General features: G+C 60.9%; 18 protein-coding genes. 7 read left to right on the forward strand and 11 right to left on the reverse strand.

Going from position 1 to position 14,632, the window contains the following annotated elements; all coding sequences use genetic code 11:
• Positions 1-87: 87 nt before the first annotated feature.
• Genes G8764_RS03120 through G8764_RS03145 form a run of 6 tightly spaced genes read right to left on the reverse strand, consistent with a single transcriptional unit; the run spans position 88 to position 5,414 of the window.
• Positions 88-1,011 (reverse strand): class I SAM-dependent methyltransferase, encoded by a 924-nt coding sequence (locus tag G8764_RS03120; protein WP_166161734.1) that lies wholly within the window; start codon positions 1,009-1,011, stop codon positions 88-90.
• Positions 1,008-2,192: an ATP-NAD kinase family protein gene (locus tag G8764_RS03125; RefSeq protein WP_166161736.1), complete on the reverse strand. Its 1,185-nt coding sequence runs from the start codon at positions 2,190-2,192 to the stop codon at positions 1,008-1,010. Before G8764_RS03125 ends, G8764_RS03120 begins: the two co-directional genes overlap by 4 nt.
• A 48-nt stretch (positions 2,193-2,240) precedes the next feature.
• On the reverse strand, positions 2,241-3,395 hold the full coding sequence (locus tag G8764_RS03130; protein WP_243748535.1) for a 4-phosphoerythronate dehydrogenase: 1,155 nt from the start codon (positions 3,393-3,395) through the stop codon (positions 2,241-2,243).
• Positions 3,392-4,330 carry a 5'-3' exonuclease gene (locus G8764_RS03135; RefSeq protein WP_166161738.1) on the reverse strand — a complete coding sequence of 313 codons (939 nt, stop codon included), beginning with the start codon at positions 4,328-4,330 and terminating at the stop codon, positions 3,392-3,394. The genes G8764_RS03130 and G8764_RS03135 overlap by 4 nt, the downstream gene beginning before the upstream one ends.
• Positions 4,327-4,974, reverse strand: coding sequence for an elongation factor P hydroxylase (locus G8764_RS03140; protein ID WP_166161740.1), 648 nt, complete (start codon positions 4,972-4,974; stop codon positions 4,327-4,329). Before G8764_RS03140 ends, G8764_RS03135 begins: the two co-directional genes overlap by 4 nt.
• Positions 4,944-5,414 (reverse strand): gamma-glutamylcyclotransferase family protein, encoded by a 471-nt coding sequence (locus G8764_RS03145; RefSeq protein WP_207951643.1) that lies wholly within the window; start codon positions 5,412-5,414, stop codon positions 4,944-4,946. Before G8764_RS03145 ends, G8764_RS03140 begins: the two co-directional genes overlap by 31 nt.
• 192 nt (positions 5,415-5,606) lie before the next feature.
• On the opposite strand from G8764_RS03145, the gene G8764_RS03150 reads away from it, so the two are divergent.
• Positions 5,607-6,305, forward strand: a complete 699-nt coding sequence (locus G8764_RS03150) for a hypothetical protein (protein WP_166161742.1) — start codon at positions 5,607-5,609, stop codon at positions 6,303-6,305.
• An 87-nt stretch (positions 6,306-6,392) separates the two neighbouring features.
• Here the strand turns inward: G8764_RS03150 and tusA are convergent, their stop codons facing one another.
• Positions 6,393-6,626, reverse strand: coding sequence for a sulfurtransferase TusA (tusA, locus tag G8764_RS03155; protein ID WP_166161744.1), 234 nt, complete (start codon positions 6,624-6,626; stop codon positions 6,393-6,395).
• A 124-nt stretch (positions 6,627-6,750) separates the two neighbouring features.
• Between tusA and G8764_RS03160 the strand changes: the two genes are divergently transcribed.
• Both G8764_RS03160 and G8764_RS03165 read left to right on the forward strand, forming a co-directional pair.
• Positions 6,751-7,131: a hypothetical protein gene (locus tag G8764_RS03160; RefSeq protein WP_166161747.1), complete on the forward strand. Its 381-nt coding sequence runs from the start codon at positions 6,751-6,753 to the stop codon at positions 7,129-7,131.
• Positions 7,132-7,241: 110 nt separating this feature from the next.
• Positions 7,242-7,523, forward strand: coding sequence for an antibiotic biosynthesis monooxygenase family protein (locus G8764_RS03165; protein WP_166161749.1), 282 nt, complete (start codon positions 7,242-7,244; stop codon positions 7,521-7,523).
• Positions 7,524-7,552: 29 nt separating this feature from the next.
• Here G8764_RS03165 and G8764_RS03170 read toward each other — a convergent pair whose 3' ends face one another.
• From G8764_RS03170 to G8764_RS03180, 3 genes are read right to left on the reverse strand one after another with little or no spacing between them, the layout of a single operon-like run.
• Positions 7,553-8,200 carry an alpha/beta family hydrolase gene (locus tag G8764_RS03170; protein ID WP_166161751.1) on the reverse strand — a complete coding sequence of 216 codons (648 nt, stop codon included), beginning with the start codon at positions 8,198-8,200 and terminating at the stop codon, positions 7,553-7,555.
• A complete protein-coding gene (locus G8764_RS03175) occupies positions 8,197-8,439 on the reverse strand; it encodes a YheU family protein (RefSeq protein WP_166161753.1) in 243 nt (80 codons plus the stop codon). The genes G8764_RS03170 and G8764_RS03175 overlap by 4 nt, the downstream gene beginning before the upstream one ends.
• Positions 8,436-9,233: a class I SAM-dependent methyltransferase gene (locus G8764_RS03180; protein ID WP_243748536.1), complete on the reverse strand. Its 798-nt coding sequence runs from the start codon at positions 9,231-9,233 to the stop codon at positions 8,436-8,438. The genes G8764_RS03175 and G8764_RS03180 overlap by 4 nt, the downstream gene beginning before the upstream one ends.
• 336 nt (positions 9,234-9,569) lie before the next feature.
• Between G8764_RS03180 and G8764_RS03185 the strand changes: the two genes are divergently transcribed.
• Entirely contained in the window at positions 9,570-10,112 is a 543-nt protein-coding gene (locus G8764_RS03185) for a glycine cleavage system transcriptional repressor (RefSeq protein WP_166161757.1), read from the forward strand.
• A 50-nt stretch (positions 10,113-10,162) separates the two neighbouring features.
• On the opposite strand, the gene G8764_RS03190 is transcribed toward G8764_RS03185, so the two are convergent.
• Entirely contained in the window at positions 10,163-10,921 is a 759-nt protein-coding gene (locus tag G8764_RS03190; protein WP_166161759.1) for a VIT1/CCC1 transporter family protein, read from the reverse strand.
• Between the two features lie 306 nt (positions 10,922-11,227).
• Between G8764_RS03190 and trmL the strand changes: the two genes are divergently transcribed.
• The 3 genes from trmL (at position 11,228) to mnmC1 (ending at position 14,518) form a co-directional block, all read left to right on the forward strand.
• Positions 11,228-11,725, forward strand: coding sequence for a tRNA (uridine(34)/cytosine(34)/5-carboxymethylaminomethyluridine(34)-2'-O)-methyltransferase TrmL (trmL, locus tag G8764_RS03195; protein WP_166161761.1), 498 nt, complete (start codon positions 11,228-11,230; stop codon positions 11,723-11,725).
• Positions 11,726-11,786: 61 nt separating this feature from the next.
• Positions 11,787-12,314, forward strand: a complete 528-nt coding sequence (gene fldB / locus G8764_RS03200; RefSeq protein ID WP_166161763.1) for a flavodoxin FldB — start codon at positions 11,787-11,789, stop codon at positions 12,312-12,314.
• Positions 12,311-14,518 (forward strand): FAD-dependent 5-carboxymethylaminomethyl-2-thiouridine(34) oxidoreductase MnmC1, encoded by a 2,208-nt coding sequence (mnmC1, locus tag G8764_RS03205; RefSeq protein ID WP_166161765.1) that lies wholly within the window; start codon positions 12,311-12,313, stop codon positions 14,516-14,518. The genes fldB and mnmC1 overlap by 4 nt, the downstream gene beginning before the upstream one ends.
• Positions 14,519-14,632: the final 114 nt, after the last annotated feature.

Raw genomic sequence — 14,632 nt, forward strand, 5'->3', positions numbered from 1 at the left:
AAGCGGCCACCCGGTTTTATTGCGAGAACATTTGTGCTGGCGACGTTTTTGTTGCAGGCATTGCACGCCCATCCAGGGAAAACCCTGTCACTGAAACCGAAAACTCAGCAACTTCAATTGCCGCCGGGCATCGATATCCGGAAAATCTTCTGCGCCGGGCAGGCGCTCCAGAAACTGGCACCGGGGGCACTCCTCCTGCACCAGCTGCTGTAAAAAATCCGCCCCCAGCTCCGGCGAGTTCAGGCATAGCAACACCTCGCCTCCCGCCTGCATAAACTCCGGCAAGCGCCGCACCAATTTGCGGTAATCCCGCTCGGCGACAAAACTGCCCGGCTGAAATGACGGTGGATCGATGATGGCGATCTGGTAGGGGCCCGGACGCCGAATCCGGCTCCAGGATTTGAGTATATTGAGCGGCAAAAAATCGATATTGTCGGTGCCTAAACCGTTCAGGCGATGGTTGTCGCGCCCGCGACCCAGGGCGGCACGACTCATATCGACATTCACCACCGCCGCCGCCCCGGCCTGTTGCGCCACCACGGAAAATGCACAGGTGTAGGCAAATAAATTGAGCACCTTTTTACCCGCGGCGCGAGCCGCCAGCCAGCGCCGCCCCGGTTCCATATCGAGAAAAAAGCCGCAATTCTGGCTGCTGCCGAACTGCAGGGCGAAGCGCGTGCCAGCCCGGCGGGCGTAGACCTGCTGCGGCAACTCACCCCAGGCACACTGCAGTGGCGCCCCCGGCAGATAGCGGCGCTGCACCAGCACCCCCTGCAAGCCCTCAACCTCGGCCAACTGCGCCAGCTGCGCCACAATCTGCGCCTCAATATCGGCCTCCGCCGACGCCTTGAAAAAAGTCGCCAGTAAAATCGGATGATAAAAATCGACGGTGACCTGCTCAAAGCCCGGATAACAGCCCCCGCGACCGTGCAACAGACGGCAGCTGTCACTGCTCTCCGGCGCGGCAATCGCTGCCAGCCGCGCCCGTGTTCGCTCCAGCACCGGGGTCACAGATCTGCTGTCCCGGCTGCGGCCGGCGCCCCCAGTGGATACAATATCTGGTCGCGGTAGCCGGTAATCACCGCGATATAACCGCACCAGTCACGATCCAGCTGCGGATCGTTGCTGTCCATCAACAATGGCCGCCCCTGCAACTGCTTGATCTTGGTTTTGGTGGCCAACACCCAGACGTTATCCCGGCCGGCGCGCCGCAGTACCTGTGGACTCAGCTGCTGATTGCCACGCCCAAACAGCGCCCCCTGGCCGCCGGTGACCGACACCACCACCACCACTTCACCAGTGTGCCGGGCCAGCAGCATTTCCAGTTGTGGTGCCGAGACATCCGCGGCCAGCAGCTGTTCGTTACAAATCACATCCACACCGAGCAGGGTCGAGGGCAGCCCCAGCTCATCCATCACCGGCCGGGTAGTCGTCCCGGCGCCCAGCACATAGAGCGTATCGGCCACCATTCGCTCGCGCACTTCCGCGCCGATATCCTCCAGTACCAGCGCTTCCACCTCGCGGCCGCCGTCCTTGGTGCTCTGTACAAAATGACCGAACTCGGGCACCCGCATCTGGCCAAAGCAGCGGCTTTGCACGACCCCCCGGCGCAGGGCAGCCTCATCGATATCCCGCACCTCACGACTGCGTAAATCCACCAGCTGGCCAGTCATCATCGCCAGCAGGATTTCCGCTGCCGCCTCCGGCGAAATGGCGAACACCCCGGAGTGCATCTTGACCCCGGCCGGCACCCCCAGTACTGGCAGCTGTTCGCCCACCACCGTACAGATGTCCCGCGCGGTGCCGTCACCGCCGACAAACAGCAACAAATCCGGCTGTTGCGCCAACATCAGTCGGGCCGCCAACTGTGTATCCCGGGCGCGGCTATGAGTCGCACTGGCCATGGGCAGCACCTGCACCTGAAAACCACATTCCTCAGCTACCGTTTGCCCCATCGCCGCCGGACAGGTGACCAGTGTCACCTTATCACCGACCCGCTCGAACAAGCGCTGCAGCAGGCGCCGGGCGCGAGCGCCGGCGCGCAGCTCCGCCCCATCAGCCAGGGCCTGCTCGACCAGTTCCCGGTCGTCACTGCCCTTGAGGCCGGCTGGGCCACCGACCCCCGCAAACGGGTTGATAATCAGTCCCAGGCGAATTGGGCTGATGGATTGATCGCCATCGCTGTTGCTCATATGAGTATCTACCATGGTTCTGTTGCGCGAGTCGCTATAGCGGTTGCACTAGAAATAACCCACGACGGGAAAACCCAGCAACGCCAGGTCCCTGGCGATCGCGGCGCCTTCAGTCGTGGCCGGCACACCACTGACGGGGTAGTGGCTAAATTCCCGTCGCTGGCGATAGTTTTTGCGCAGCTGATCGAAGTATTCCGGCCGCCCGGTGGTCATGGACAGCAGTTGGCGCAGGTTGTGGTCGTCCTCACAAATATCGTAAGCGGCGATAATCGCGCTGTTGAGCAGGGCCTGGCGGTCACCGCTGGGCAATTTGATCTCGCCCAATGCACCCTGCTGCGGGTTCGCCAACTGCTCCACCGTGATTTCCGGCTGGCGCCCCAGGTGACGGCACAGGGCCTGATAGATCAGGGCGGTGCCTGCCACTTTGCCATCAAAACTGTAGCCCGCAATGTGGGGTGAACCGAGATCCACCAGTTGCAACAGGTCGATATCGATGCCCGGTTCCGGCTCCCACACATCCAGCACCACGGTAAGATCCCGGCGCCGCTGTAAAACTTTTTTTAACGCCTGGTTATCGATCACGCCGCCGCGGCCGGCACTGATCAATACCGTCCCCGGTCGCAGCTGCTGCAGAACCTGGGCATCGAGCAGGTGCCAACTGGGATAGGGCCCGGTTGTGGTCAGCGGCGCGTGCAGGCAAATCACCGGCGCCGCCAGCACCTGCTCGAGGCTGGCCAGGTCGGGGTTTTGCTGCCCGGTGAGCAGCGGGTCATAGCACTTGCAGGGCAGCCCCAGGGCGCGCAACTGGCGGTACAACAAGCCGCCAACGTTACCGCAACCGACAATGCCGAATTCAGCGTCGAGCCAGTCGGGCTTGACCCGCGCCAGGGCGCTGAGCACGTATTCGACCACCGACCTGGCGTTGCAGCCCGGCGCACTGCTCCAACTGATAGCGCGGCGCTGCAGATAGTCCACATCCAGGTGATCCGTGCCTATGGTGCAGGTACCCACAAACTGCACGGCACTGTGGTCGAGCAGCTCGGCTCCCACCGCGGTGACCGAGCGCACCAACAATACATCCGCGTCGCGCACCTGGGCGGCGCAGATTGAGCGACCGGGATAGGTGCGAATACGGCCGAGCTCGCCGAAGAACTCTTGCAGCAGGGGAATGTTTTCGTCAGCGACAATATTCAATTTGTTCATACAGCCTCCGCGGCCCGATCAAAACCTGCCAGCAAGCTCCCGCCGAAACCCATGCGCTGGCAGAAGTCGGCGAACTGCTCCCGTTCAGCACCGCCCCGCCGCAGCTCTGCAGGATCGACCTGCAATTCCACATCGGTGACGATTTTCGCCAGTCGCTGCGCCAGTGCCACCTGCTCGCGCCAGTTCAGCAGTTTAGTCGCCAGGCTTTTAGCGCCGCGTATTCCCTGCGCCGGCAACTCATCCAGGCGCTGGTACAGGGTTTCGATATCGCCGGCAAATTGCAGCAGCGCGCCGGCGGTTTTCGCGCCTATCCCCGGCACCCCCGGGATATCGTCGATGCTGTCGCCGACCAGTGCCAGGTAATCCACCAGCTGTTCCGGCCAGACACCAAAACGCTGGTGGATATGTTCCCGGTACAGCGGCTGGCTATCGGAATTGCGGCCAGCGGTGCCGTAATCCCAGAGGCAATCCTGTGGCCGCAGCAACAGCTGGCCCAAGTCCTTGTCACGGGTCAACAGCGCCACCGGTGTCGCCGGCTCGACCCGGTGCAACAGCTGCATCAGCGAGCCCAGCAAGTCATCCGCCTCGTAACGATCGCTGGCAAAGCTGGCTATGCCCAACAGCCTGGTCACCTGCTGGCAAGCAGCGAGCTGAAACGCCAGCGCCTCGTCTGGCAGCACCCGACTGCTCTTGTAGGCGGGGTAGATTTCATTGCGAAAGCAGGACTCCAAACTCTCATCAAAGCAGGCGGCAATAAGCCGGGGCCGCTGCTCGGTCAGCAGGCGCAACAAAAACCGCGTATAGCCGTATACCGCCCCGGTGCCATGCCCCTCGACACTGGACCAGTGATCCGGCATGGAAAAGTAATAGCGGAATATAAAGATGGAGGCGTCCAGCAGACAGGCCGGCGCAGCACTGCCAGCGCCGCCCGTCATACCCGGTGCAACCGGTAATGAGCCGGGTTCAGTGGCTCGCCCACGCCGGATTGGCGCGCCAGCGCCGCCACAAACGCGGCCGCTCGCCGCGGTAGCCCGGCACCACAAAACGCCAGCACCTGCTGGTAAATCGCCTGCTTGAAAGTGAGCGATGGACCCAATCCCGCCGCCAGGTTATCGGCACTGACCTTGAAATCCCGCCCGGCCGCAACGGAGAACAACCACTCAAGGGCCTGCGGCTTGACTTCCACTCGCTCAAATTCCGCCTGCTGCGTGCTGCTGCGACCGTCGGCCGCATACCAGTAGCCGTAATCCTCCAATTGCCGGCGCCGGGCGCCAGCCACACACCAGTGCGCCACTTCGTGCAGGGCGCTGGCGGCGTAGTCGTGGCGGTAGATAATGCGGTGGCAGGTGCTGTCGCCGCTGGCCGGCAGGTACAACGGCTCGTCACCATTACCCTGTAAAACAGTCTGGTAGCGCTGCAGAAACACCTGCTGGAAAGCCGCCTCAATGGCGCCAGCGTCCAGCACCTTGACCGGTTCGGGCGCGATCGCTTCAGGCAGCGGGCGCTCCGGTGTCAAGCAGCGCGGCGGCGCTTCGGATTCCGTCAGGCTCACCACGCCGCCTCGACTTCTTCCCGGCATGGGGTCTGCAGGAGATCTTGATAATAACTCTCTGATAAAAACTCGCGACCGGCCAGCAGGTGCTCCACATACCAGCGCGCGGGCAACAAATCATCGGCGATCATGGCGCGATTGGCCACATACACCCAGGCCGGGATATCGCCTTCCGCGGTCGCCACACTGTAGATTTCCCGACTGTAAAACCTGGGCGTGCCCTCGAACGGGTCCATTTTAGCGATTTCCCGGGCACTGGAGAGTTCATAGAGCACACCTTCCACGGTGCCCTGCGGGGCGTGCACGATATTCGCATAGGACATATTGGGAGCGTCGGAGGCACGCTTGTTAAACGCCAGCGCCACTCGGGCCAGGCGACCGGGCAAAACCCGCTGGAATTGCAATTGCCTGGCCCGCATGCGCTGGGGATTCATATTGGAGCCGTAGGCAAAATAATAACTACTCAAGTCTCATTCCCTCGGGTTTCTTCATAATCAAACGCTATTAAAAAAAATCCACAAAGTATTGTGCTTTTTGACATCAGGATATACCTTATGCCGTGAAGGTGTACAAAAGTACATCCGCCTCATCGGTAAACACAGCTGCTTGGCATTCTGCCAAACCCTGCCATACCCGGGGCCATTCTTGGAGGTGGTATTATGAAGACCTCAACTGCGGGCCACAACTCGTCTAACGTCATCGACTTCTTCACCGGGCAGCCCTTTTCCGAGCTGCACAACCAACGCATCATCCGCCTCTCCCCCGAGCTCGACGGCTTGGAAATGCTCTACTCCAACGAAGCCAACCCCGACAAACTGTTCAGCCTGAAAATCCTCTGCTGGGGCCTCAGGGCCAACGGTGAGGTTGTCGGCCTGGTGCCCTGGCTGGACGATATCGTTCCGGCGCCGGAAATCCAGGACCCGCTGAACGGCAAGTGGGAGGGCTACTACGACCCGGGTATCGATGAAATCTTCTTCGACGGCCCCATTCACAAAGTGGTCGAACTGGAAACCGCCGCCGAGTATTACGATCTCCAATGCGAGAACCCCAATGACGTCGTGCAGGAAATTCCGGATACCATCGGTACCCACGCGGTCCTGTCCAGCAATGGCTTTCATACCATCACCCTGACCGAAGTGGTGAGTTGGCGCCTGCATTACGATGGCACCCTCTGCGGCATGCTGGCCGACCCCAAGAAAATCAAGAGCACACCGGTTCTGCCGGGCGATGACTGCCTGTACCCGGCACCGAGCCGACAGGAGTTTCGCTACTTTTTTCAACACCAGATTGCCAATAAACTCAAGGCCGAAGATCCGGAAGCCCTGGCGGCTATTTCCAGCCTGGTGGAAGAAGTCTAGGCCATAGCCTCGGCACCGGTGGCCAATGCCATAAGCAGTGTGCCGACAACTGTACGCGGTCGCCGTTAATTTGGCGGCAGACCGCGGCTACGCCTTGCGAATAAGGTAGCAATAAAGCCCCTCTTGCTGCGACATCGACAGCAACTCATGGCCTAAAAACTGGCAAAACCTGGGTATGTCACGCTCGGTGGATGGATCCGTGGCAATTACCTTGATGGTTGCGCCTGCTTTCGATCTGCGTATTTCATTGTGCAGCAGCATCACCGGCTCGGGACAACGCAGGCCACTGGTGTCTAATATTTTGTCAAATGTGCTCTGCATAACATCCTGGCACTAAACTGAGAGGGTATTTACCAAATCTGTTGCTACACTTAGGTATTGAATTACTACACTTACAAGCGCCAGGTGACAGAGCACCGGCAACCAGAACCGGGATTATTCCAGAATGTACCAAAGACCACGCTTCAGTTCTCGCCCGGATGTTTTCAGCCGCGGCGCACTGGAACTCACCTTTCAACTGCTGCGGCAAGCTAATTTTGGCCTGGCACTGGATATCCAAAACCAGCTGCAAGGCACCAAACTGCCAGAGCTGGCGGCAGAGGAACTGACTGCTCGCAACTCCCGGGAACATTTTCGCATAACCCTCAATGCCCAAACAATCGGCAGAATCGTCGACGCCCTCACCCGCCTGGGAGAACAGTGTTTACGCAACAAGGCGCAGGAGCAGGACCAACTGCAGGTATTGCGCACCCTGATCAAGGACTGGATGGCTTTGGCCGAATGGCATATCAGTCGCGCCGAGCCACCGTCGGACACAGTCCACTGACGCCGGCCATGTCGGCACCGGCAGCGAAAAGTTGCTGGCTGCGACTTTATGATTGTACGCGAATTGCGTAACATCGACCGCCTCAACCAAATTCAGGCCAGAGCCACCACATGATCATTGTATTAATCGAACGCCAAATTGCCGAAGACATGGAGCCCACCTACGAAGCGAGCGCCAAGCGCACCCTGCATCTCGCCTACCAGGCACCCGGCTTTATCAACGGTGAGACCTTTATCGATATCAACAATTCCCGACGTCGTTTCGTACTCTCGAAGTGGCAGTCCTCGCGTGACTGGTTCGCCTGGTACAGCTCTGATGAGCGCAAGGCCATGATGAACGAGTTAAACCTGTTGCTCGAACAGCAGGAAAAAATTTCCCTGCTGCAAAATTAACCACGCCCGCCAATCTCGCGCCGGCACAGCTATGTTCGCTGGATAAATGCGGCAATATGATCTGCCACAGTAGCCAGGTGTTGCTGTTGGCTGAATCCCGATCGCACCCGCGGCTTCAGGTCGTGATCGCCGTCGGCCAGCCAAACCAGTTCAATGGCCGCTGACAGCGTATAATCCCGCACTTCCAGCTCGCTCCCAAGGGCGTCCCGGGTGCCCTGGAAAATGCGGGTTGGGGTGGCCAAATCGGCGAGATGCTCGACCCGCAACCGGTCCGGTTTGCGCGGCGGGTGAAACGGATAACCGAGACACACCAGGCCAGCTGCCGCCAGCTCATCGGACACCATGGAGGCCATGCGCCCGCCCAGGGATTTACCGCCAATATAGAGGGGCTGCTGGCCTGGCCCTGCCCCTCGCTGGGCCTCTATTTGCTGCACTACCTGGCGCCAGTGATCCAGCAACACTTGCTGCCGGTCCGGTGGCCGCTTGCCCCCCTCCTCGCGCCGCCGCCGCATAAAGGGAAACTCAAACCGAACCACGCCGATGCCCCGCTCTGCCAGCAGGACTGCCATGCGCTCCATAAATTCGCTGTCCATTGGCGCCCCGGCACCGTGGGCGAGCACCAGTTGCGGTTGCGGCGGACCGCTATACAGCAGGGGAATCTCTGGCGCCGCGTTCATGACTGGCGCTGCTCCCGCTCCAGCGCCCGGGCATCCGCCTGGGTCATCAGGGTCGCCGTTTGCAGGCGCTGGTCGTAGGCCACTACCACTTCGCCACGCTGCACCTGCGCCATCACTTGCGCCACTTTTTCCGCCAGCGACATGTCAATATCGCCGTAGTCGGTGCCCTCGCGAGTGATAAACTCTTCGATCAGCCCCTGCAGGGCGGCGGCCGACAACTGCTGGTGGGGAATGATCAAGAGCCGCTCCCCGACACGGGCTTCCTGAACTTCAGGGTCATGCGGTCGCTCTCACCGATTGCCATATACTTCACCCGGTCCTCATCGCCCAGGCGCAAGCTTGGTGGCAAGGTCCACACCCCTTTCGGGTGATCGGTGCTGTCGGCGGGATTGGCATTGATCTCACTGCGTGCCTCAAGAATAAGGCCGGCGGCAGTGGCCAATTCAATCACCCGCGCCTCGGTGACATAGCCCGAGTCGATCATTTGCTGTTCCGAGGTTCCGGGTTTGGCTCGATGCTCCACCACCCCCAGCACGCCACCGGGCTTGAGCAGGCGCGCGAAATCCTCGAAAGCCGCCGGCGCGAAGCCGGCCTTCATCCAGTTGTGCACATTGCGAAAGGTCAACACAAAATCCGCCGATCCCGCCGGCGCCGCGACGGCTCCGCTCGGAGGATAAAACTCGGTGATCCGGGTGCCGTTAAACAGCTGCGCCTCGGCACTCACTCGCTGTTCAAAATCGGCCCGCGACTTGCGGAAATATTGCACCTCGGTCGCCGCTGGAAAGTGAGCCGCGTAGAACTTGCCGGCCGGTGCCAGGTAGGGTGCCAGAATTTCACTGTACCAACCGCCGCCCGGCCATATTTCCACCACCTGGCTGGAGGGCGTCAGGCCAAAAAATGCCAGCGTTGTACAGGGGTGGCGGTAGCTGTCGCGAGCGGCAAAATGGGGCGAGCGCAGCGGGCTATCGATGGCCGCCAGCAATTGCTGGTCACAATTTGGCGCAGCGCCCGCCAGCGCTGAGAGGGATATCATAAACAGGCCCAATACCCCCCATCCACAGCGGAGAAAAGAATACCTGCCTGACGCGGACTTGTGTGCTTTAGAATTTTGCATATTTTCCTTCCCGGGAGTTAACTGATATCTTCACCATTGTGATCATCACAGGGCGGCGCCTATACTGGCAGCCACAGGGTGCCGAAGGCAATAATAAACTGGCCATCAGGATAACAGTCAAGGCAACTATTCCCCACCCTGGGAATCACAGTAACAATCACCACAAAAGCAATGATCAAAATAACAATGACCACCCTAGCAATAACCAAAGCAATCCACATAACGAATACAGCAATCTGGTAAGGCCCCGCGACTATGAACCAATCACTGGTACTGAGCATTCTCAGCGACGACAAGCCCGGCGTGGTGGAAACTCTCGCCAAAACCATCAATGATCACCAGGGCAACTGGCTGGAGAGCCGGCTCAGCCAGTTGGCGGGCAAGTTTGCCGGAATCCTGCACATATCGGTGCCAGAAGAACAGCTGGAGGCCCTGCAAACCGCGCTGCGCAACTTGCAGAGTTCGCGCGGCATCCAGGTTGCCACTGCCGCCGCCGCGGGCGCGGAAAACGGCCCCGGAACCATAGTTATGCAATTCAGCCTGATGGGCAATGACCGGGCGGGCATAATTCGGGAGATTTCCCAGGCTTTTGTCAGCCACGGCATCAACCTCGAGGAATTGGACACCAGCTGCTCCAGCATGCCCTGGAGCGGCACCCCCATGTTCACCGCCAACGGCTTATTGCGGGTACCGGATTCGGTGGATATCGAGCTGCTGGCCGACCAGCTGGAGGCCATTGCCGATGAGCTCGGTGTCGATTTCGAACTGCGCGAAACGGAAAGCCCGGTAGCGGACTAACCCCCCGGCGGCGGACAAAATCATGGCCGCTGCCGGCCCCGCGCCTGGCGTCAAAGCGCCACCAACCCCTGCAGCAAATAGCCGACGCCATAAGCCAGCAGCGCCGCGATGGTGCCGACCGCGGTGGTTTCAAGCGCGGACCAGAGCGGGTTTTGGCTGACGTAACGGCCCTTTATAGCCCCAACCGCGGCAAAAGTAATCACAGTCACCACAGTACTCAGCAGGAACGGCGCCGCAAAAGTACCTGGCAGCAGCCAGTTGATAATAAAACTCAACAGCGGCAGGATTCCGGCCAATAAAAACGCACAAAAAGTCACTGCTGCCGACATCAGCGGGTTGATATCCTCCGTCGACAGGCCGTGCTCCTCTTGCAGCATGGTATCCACCCACAGGTTTTTATCCGACGTAATAACCTCCACAATCTGCTCCAGGCTGTCGCCCTGCAGGCCTTTGCGCTGGTAGAATTGCCGCACCTCTTCCCGCTCACCCTCCGGATAGGTCTCCACCTCTGCCATCTCCTGCCGGCGCACACGGCTGCGATACTGGTTTTCCGAGCGAGTGCCCAGGTAATTGCTCACTGCCATACTGAAGCCGTCGGCCAGCACGTTGGCCAGCCCCAGCACAATCACCACCCCGCTGCTTAGGCCGGCACCAGCGACACCGGTGACTATGGCGAAGGTGGTGACGGTACCATCAATGGCCCCGTACACCATGTCCTTGAGATAGGTCTGCGAGGGGCCGAGATCGAGCCGCTCCGCGATGGCTTCGGGGGTATGGGTCGCTTTCATGGTGATACGGCTGGGACGCATCGGCTACTCCTCCCTTCACTCCTGTTACTGGTTAACAGTCACTGGTTAACACTCACCGGTTAACACTCACTGGTTAACAAGCGCGGGCACTGGTCTGTTGGCGCCGGCCGGCGCTGCCTCACTATACCTCGCTTTCACCCGCCAGGGGTGCATTCCGGCCCGCTGCAGTGCCAGCAGCTCGACCCTGCGAAACAACTTGCGCAACAGCAATGGCAATAAATACAAGGTGTTAGCTGGTTTAACGAACTAATTTGCCCAGCCCTGGTTTATAATCGCGCATTTCCAGACCGGGTTGAACGGGAACACATGACGCAGTCGACAACTGACCAGCCGCAGACACTATTAAACGTGGTTCTGTACGAACCGGAGATCCCCCCCAACACCGGTAATATCATTCGCTTGACCGCCAATACCGGCGCCCGCTTGCACCTGATTGAACCGGTCGCCTTCGCCCTGGACGACAAGCGCTTGCGCCGGGCCGGACTCGACTACGGAGAGTGGCAGGAGATGCAAGTGCACGCCAGCTGGCAGCAATTTATCCAGCAGTGCCAACCCGAGCGGCTCTTCGCCATCAGCACCAGAGGCACTGCGCGTTTTAGCGAAGCCGGCTTCAGGCCGGGCGATTACGTGGTATTCGGGCCGGAGACCCGGGGCTTGCCGGCGCCGCTGCTGGCGCAGTTACCGCCGGAGCAGGTGCTGCGAATCCCCATGCGCCCGGGCAGCCGCAGCATGAACCTGTCCAATGCGGCGGCGGTTGTCATCTATGAAGCCTGGCGCCAAATGGGCTTTGACGGCGCGGTGTAAACCTGCCCGGCGCAGAGCCAACAGAAAGAAATATGCTTAAACCAATTATTGAGAGATCACAATGAACAGGGCCCCGATCGGTTTGTTTTACGGCAGCTCCACCTGCTATACCGAGATGGTCGCCGAAAAGATTGGCGCCGTGCTCGGTCCCGAACTGGTGGACATTTACAATATCCACGATGAGCCGCTGGCCACCAGCCAGTACTATCAGTTTCTGATAATGGGTATTCCCACCTGGGACTACGGCGAACTGCAGGAAGACTGGGAGGAGATTTGGGATGAAATCGACGAGCTGGACTTTCACCACCGGCACGTCGCGATTTATGGCCTCGGCGATCAAATCGGTTACCCGGAGTGGTTCCAGGACGCCATGGGTTATCTGCACCACAAGCTGGTCAAGCTCGGCGCAACAGCCGCCGGCTATTGGCCCAACCAGGGTTACGAATTCGAGCAATCGAAGGCCCTGACCCCGGACCAGCAACATTTTGTCGGCCTCGCGGTGGACGATGAAAACCAGTTTGACCTGACCGATGACCGCATCGCCCGCTGGTGCAGCCAACTGTTGCAGGAATTCGGCCTCACCTCATGAGCGACAGCAGCCTGCCCGCCCGGGCCAAACTGAGCTGGGACGAACAGGGCCAACCCCTGTCCGACAGTTTCGCTGACGTCTACTTCTCCAGAGACAACGGCCTGGCGGAGAGCCGATTTATATTTCTCGCCCACAACCACCTGCCCGAGCGCTTCCAGCGCCTCGCCAGCAGCGCAACCTTTGTTATCGGCGAAACCGGCTTTGGCACCGGCCTCAACTTTCTCGCCTGCTGGCAGCTGTGGCGCCAGAGCGCTCCCCCAGACGCTCGACTGCACTTCCTGTCGGTGGAAAAATACCCGCTGGCCCGGGCCGACCTGGAGCAGGCCCTGCGGCTCTGGCCCGAATTGCAACCGCTCAGCGAGCAGCTGTTGGCACACTACCCGGCGGTTCTCAATCGCGGCTTTCACAAGCTCAACTTCGACGCCGGCCAGGTCAACCTGACCCTGATCATTGACGATGCCCACAGCGGGTTTGAACAACTGCTTGAATCTACCCATCCCGCCTACTGCCAACCCCGCCGTCCGGTGGACGCCTGGTTCCTGGACGGCTTCGCGCCGGCTAAAAACCCGGACATGTGGCAGCCGGCACTGTTCCGGTTAGTCGGGCAACTGAGCTGGAAGGGCACCACCCTGGCCACTTTTACCGCCGCTGGTGCAGTGCGGCGCGGCCTGCAAGAACAGGGATTTGAGGTCGAAAAAGTCCCCGGCTTTGGCCGCAAGCGCGAAATGCTGCGCGCCACCCTGGCGCAAACCGCTGCCCGGCCGAGCTGGAGCGAGTTTCCCCACAACAGCTTCAACTCGCCCTATCCACTGGCCTGGATGGTACACAGTCAAACCCCGCAGCAGCGCCAGCAACACCCTCCCGCCTGCCCTGCGACCAACCCTGCAGCCAACCTTGCGACCACCCCAACGACCACCCCAGGACAGGCAGTGATCGTCGGTGGCGGCCTGGCCGGCAGTCACACCGCCGCAGCCCTGGCCCGACGCGGCTGGCAGGTGACCCTGCTGGAACGACACCCGCGGCTCGCCAGCGAGGGATCGGGCAACCCCCAGGCGGCACTCTACGCCAAGCTGTCGCACCGTTCGGAAACCCTGGCCGACTTCAACCTGCTGGCACTGCAATTCGCCCTGCGCAGTTACCGCCCGTTCTGGACCGCAAGCGCTGGCGGCGCGGCGGCCATTGGCGATCGCTGCGGGGTACTGCAGCTGGCCGACACTGACAACAGCGAGCGCCTACAGGCGCAACTGGTCCGGCACTTCGGCGTCCAGGACCTGTTTACGCCGTTGTCAGCCACTGCCGCCAGTGCCACCAGTGGCGTGCCGCTGGAGCACAGCGGACTGTTTTTTGCCGATGCCGGCTGGCTCGACCCGGTAGCGCTGTGCCACGAACTGACCCGCCACCCCAATATCGAGGTGCGCACTGGTGTCGAGGTGCTGGCGCTGCAGTCGCTCGAGGGCGGCAACTGGCGTATACAATTGGGCCAGAGCCGCGCTCCCCGGGAGGATGCAAATTCATCCCCGGAAACGAGCCCGGAGACCAGCCTGGAAAGCAGCCGCGAAAGCAGCCTGGAAAGCAACCTGGTGGTGCTCTGCACCGCTAACGCCATCCAGGGCTTTGCCCAAACTGCCGAGCTACCGGTCAAGCCCATACGCGGCCAAGTCTCCTATCTCGCCGCCAGCGAGGCATCCGCCAATCTCAAAACCGTGCTCTGCGGCGACGGTTACATGACCCCGGCGCGGACACAGCTGCACTGCCTCGGCGCGACCTTTAGCCCGGACAACCAGGATCTCGCCCTGCGGCCGGAGGAGCATCAACAGAACCTGGCCACCCTCGCCCGGCAATTACCCGCGCTGGGCCAGGCACTGCAGGCCTCGGCCGTGCGAGGTGGCCGCGCGGCCCTGCGCTGCACTACCCCCGATTACCTGCCGATGCTGGGCCCGGTGCCGCGCTTCGCCGAGTACCTGGAGCAGTTTCAATTACTGCGCAAAAATGCCCGCGCCAATATTCCCCTGCGCGGCCCAGTGTGGGAAAACCTGTATGTGAATGTCGGCCACGGCTCCCGCGGGCTGGCTTACACCCCCCTGTGCGCCGAGCTGCTGGCCGCCCGCATCAGCGCCGAGCCCAGTGCGGGGGGGCGCGACCTGGAGACCGCCCTGCACCCGGCCCGCTTCTGGATTCGCAACCTGATTCGGCGGCGGCTGTGAGCGCCAACATGACACCGCCCGCACCCCGGCCACAGCCAGCGCGAATTTACCCTGCCCCACGGGCCGGGCGCCTCACAGCAGCACTGCCGCCTGCAACACTACTGGCGAAAAAAG

The sequence above is a fragment of the Pseudomaricurvus alcaniphilus genome, assembly GCF_011440395.1.
Classification (GTDB): Bacteria; Pseudomonadota; Gammaproteobacteria; order Pseudomonadales; family Cellvibrionaceae; genus Pseudomaricurvus; species Pseudomaricurvus alcaniphilus.

What these genes read in the sequence shown, in the direction of transcription:
- G8764_RS03140 (WP_166161740.1), bottom strand. Translation starts at nt 4,974, where the DNA reads ATGCCGGGAAGAAGTCGAGGCGGCGTGGTGAGCCTGACGGAATCCGAA.
- G8764_RS03130 (WP_243748535.1), bottom strand. Translation starts at nt 3,395, where the DNA reads ATGAACAAATTGAATATTGTCGCTGACGAAAACATTCCCCTGCTGCAA.
- G8764_RS03180 (WP_243748536.1), bottom strand. Translation starts at nt 9,233, where the DNA reads ATGATATCCCTCTCAGCGCTGGCGGGCGCTGCGCCAAATTGTGACCAG.
- G8764_RS03185 (WP_166161757.1), top strand. Translation starts at nt 9,570, where the DNA reads ATGAACCAATCACTGGTACTGAGCATTCTCAGCGACGACAAGCCCGGC.
- mnmC1 (WP_166161765.1), top strand. Translation starts at nt 12,311, where the DNA reads ATGAGCGACAGCAGCCTGCCCGCCCGGGCCAAACTGAGCTGGGACGAA.
- G8764_RS03165 (WP_166161749.1), top strand. Translation starts at nt 7,242, where the DNA reads ATGATCATTGTATTAATCGAACGCCAAATTGCCGAAGACATGGAGCCC.
- G8764_RS03190 (WP_166161759.1), bottom strand. Translation starts at nt 10,921, where the DNA reads ATGCGTCCCAGCCGTATCACCATGAAAGCGACCCATACCCCCGAAGCC.
- tusA (WP_166161744.1), bottom strand. Translation starts at nt 6,626, where the DNA reads ATGCAGAGCACATTTGACAAAATATTAGACACCAGTGGCCTGCGTTGT.
- G8764_RS03170 (WP_166161751.1), bottom strand. Translation starts at nt 8,200, where the DNA reads ATGAACGCGGCGCCAGAGATTCCCCTGCTGTATAGCGGTCCGCCGCAA.
- trmL (WP_166161761.1), top strand. Translation starts at nt 11,228, where the DNA reads ATGACGCAGTCGACAACTGACCAGCCGCAGACACTATTAAACGTGGTT.
- G8764_RS03135 (WP_166161738.1), bottom strand. Translation starts at nt 4,330, where the DNA reads ATGACGGGCGGCGCTGGCAGTGCTGCGCCGGCCTGTCTGCTGGACGCC.
- fldB (WP_166161763.1), top strand. Translation starts at nt 11,787, where the DNA reads ATGAACAGGGCCCCGATCGGTTTGTTTTACGGCAGCTCCACCTGCTAT.
- G8764_RS03125 (WP_166161736.1), bottom strand. Translation starts at nt 2,192, where the DNA reads ATGAGCAACAGCGATGGCGATCAATCCATCAGCCCAATTCGCCTGGGA.
- G8764_RS03150 (WP_166161742.1), top strand. Translation starts at nt 5,607, where the DNA reads ATGAAGACCTCAACTGCGGGCCACAACTCGTCTAACGTCATCGACTTC.
- G8764_RS03160 (WP_166161747.1), top strand. Translation starts at nt 6,751, where the DNA reads ATGTACCAAAGACCACGCTTCAGTTCTCGCCCGGATGTTTTCAGCCGC.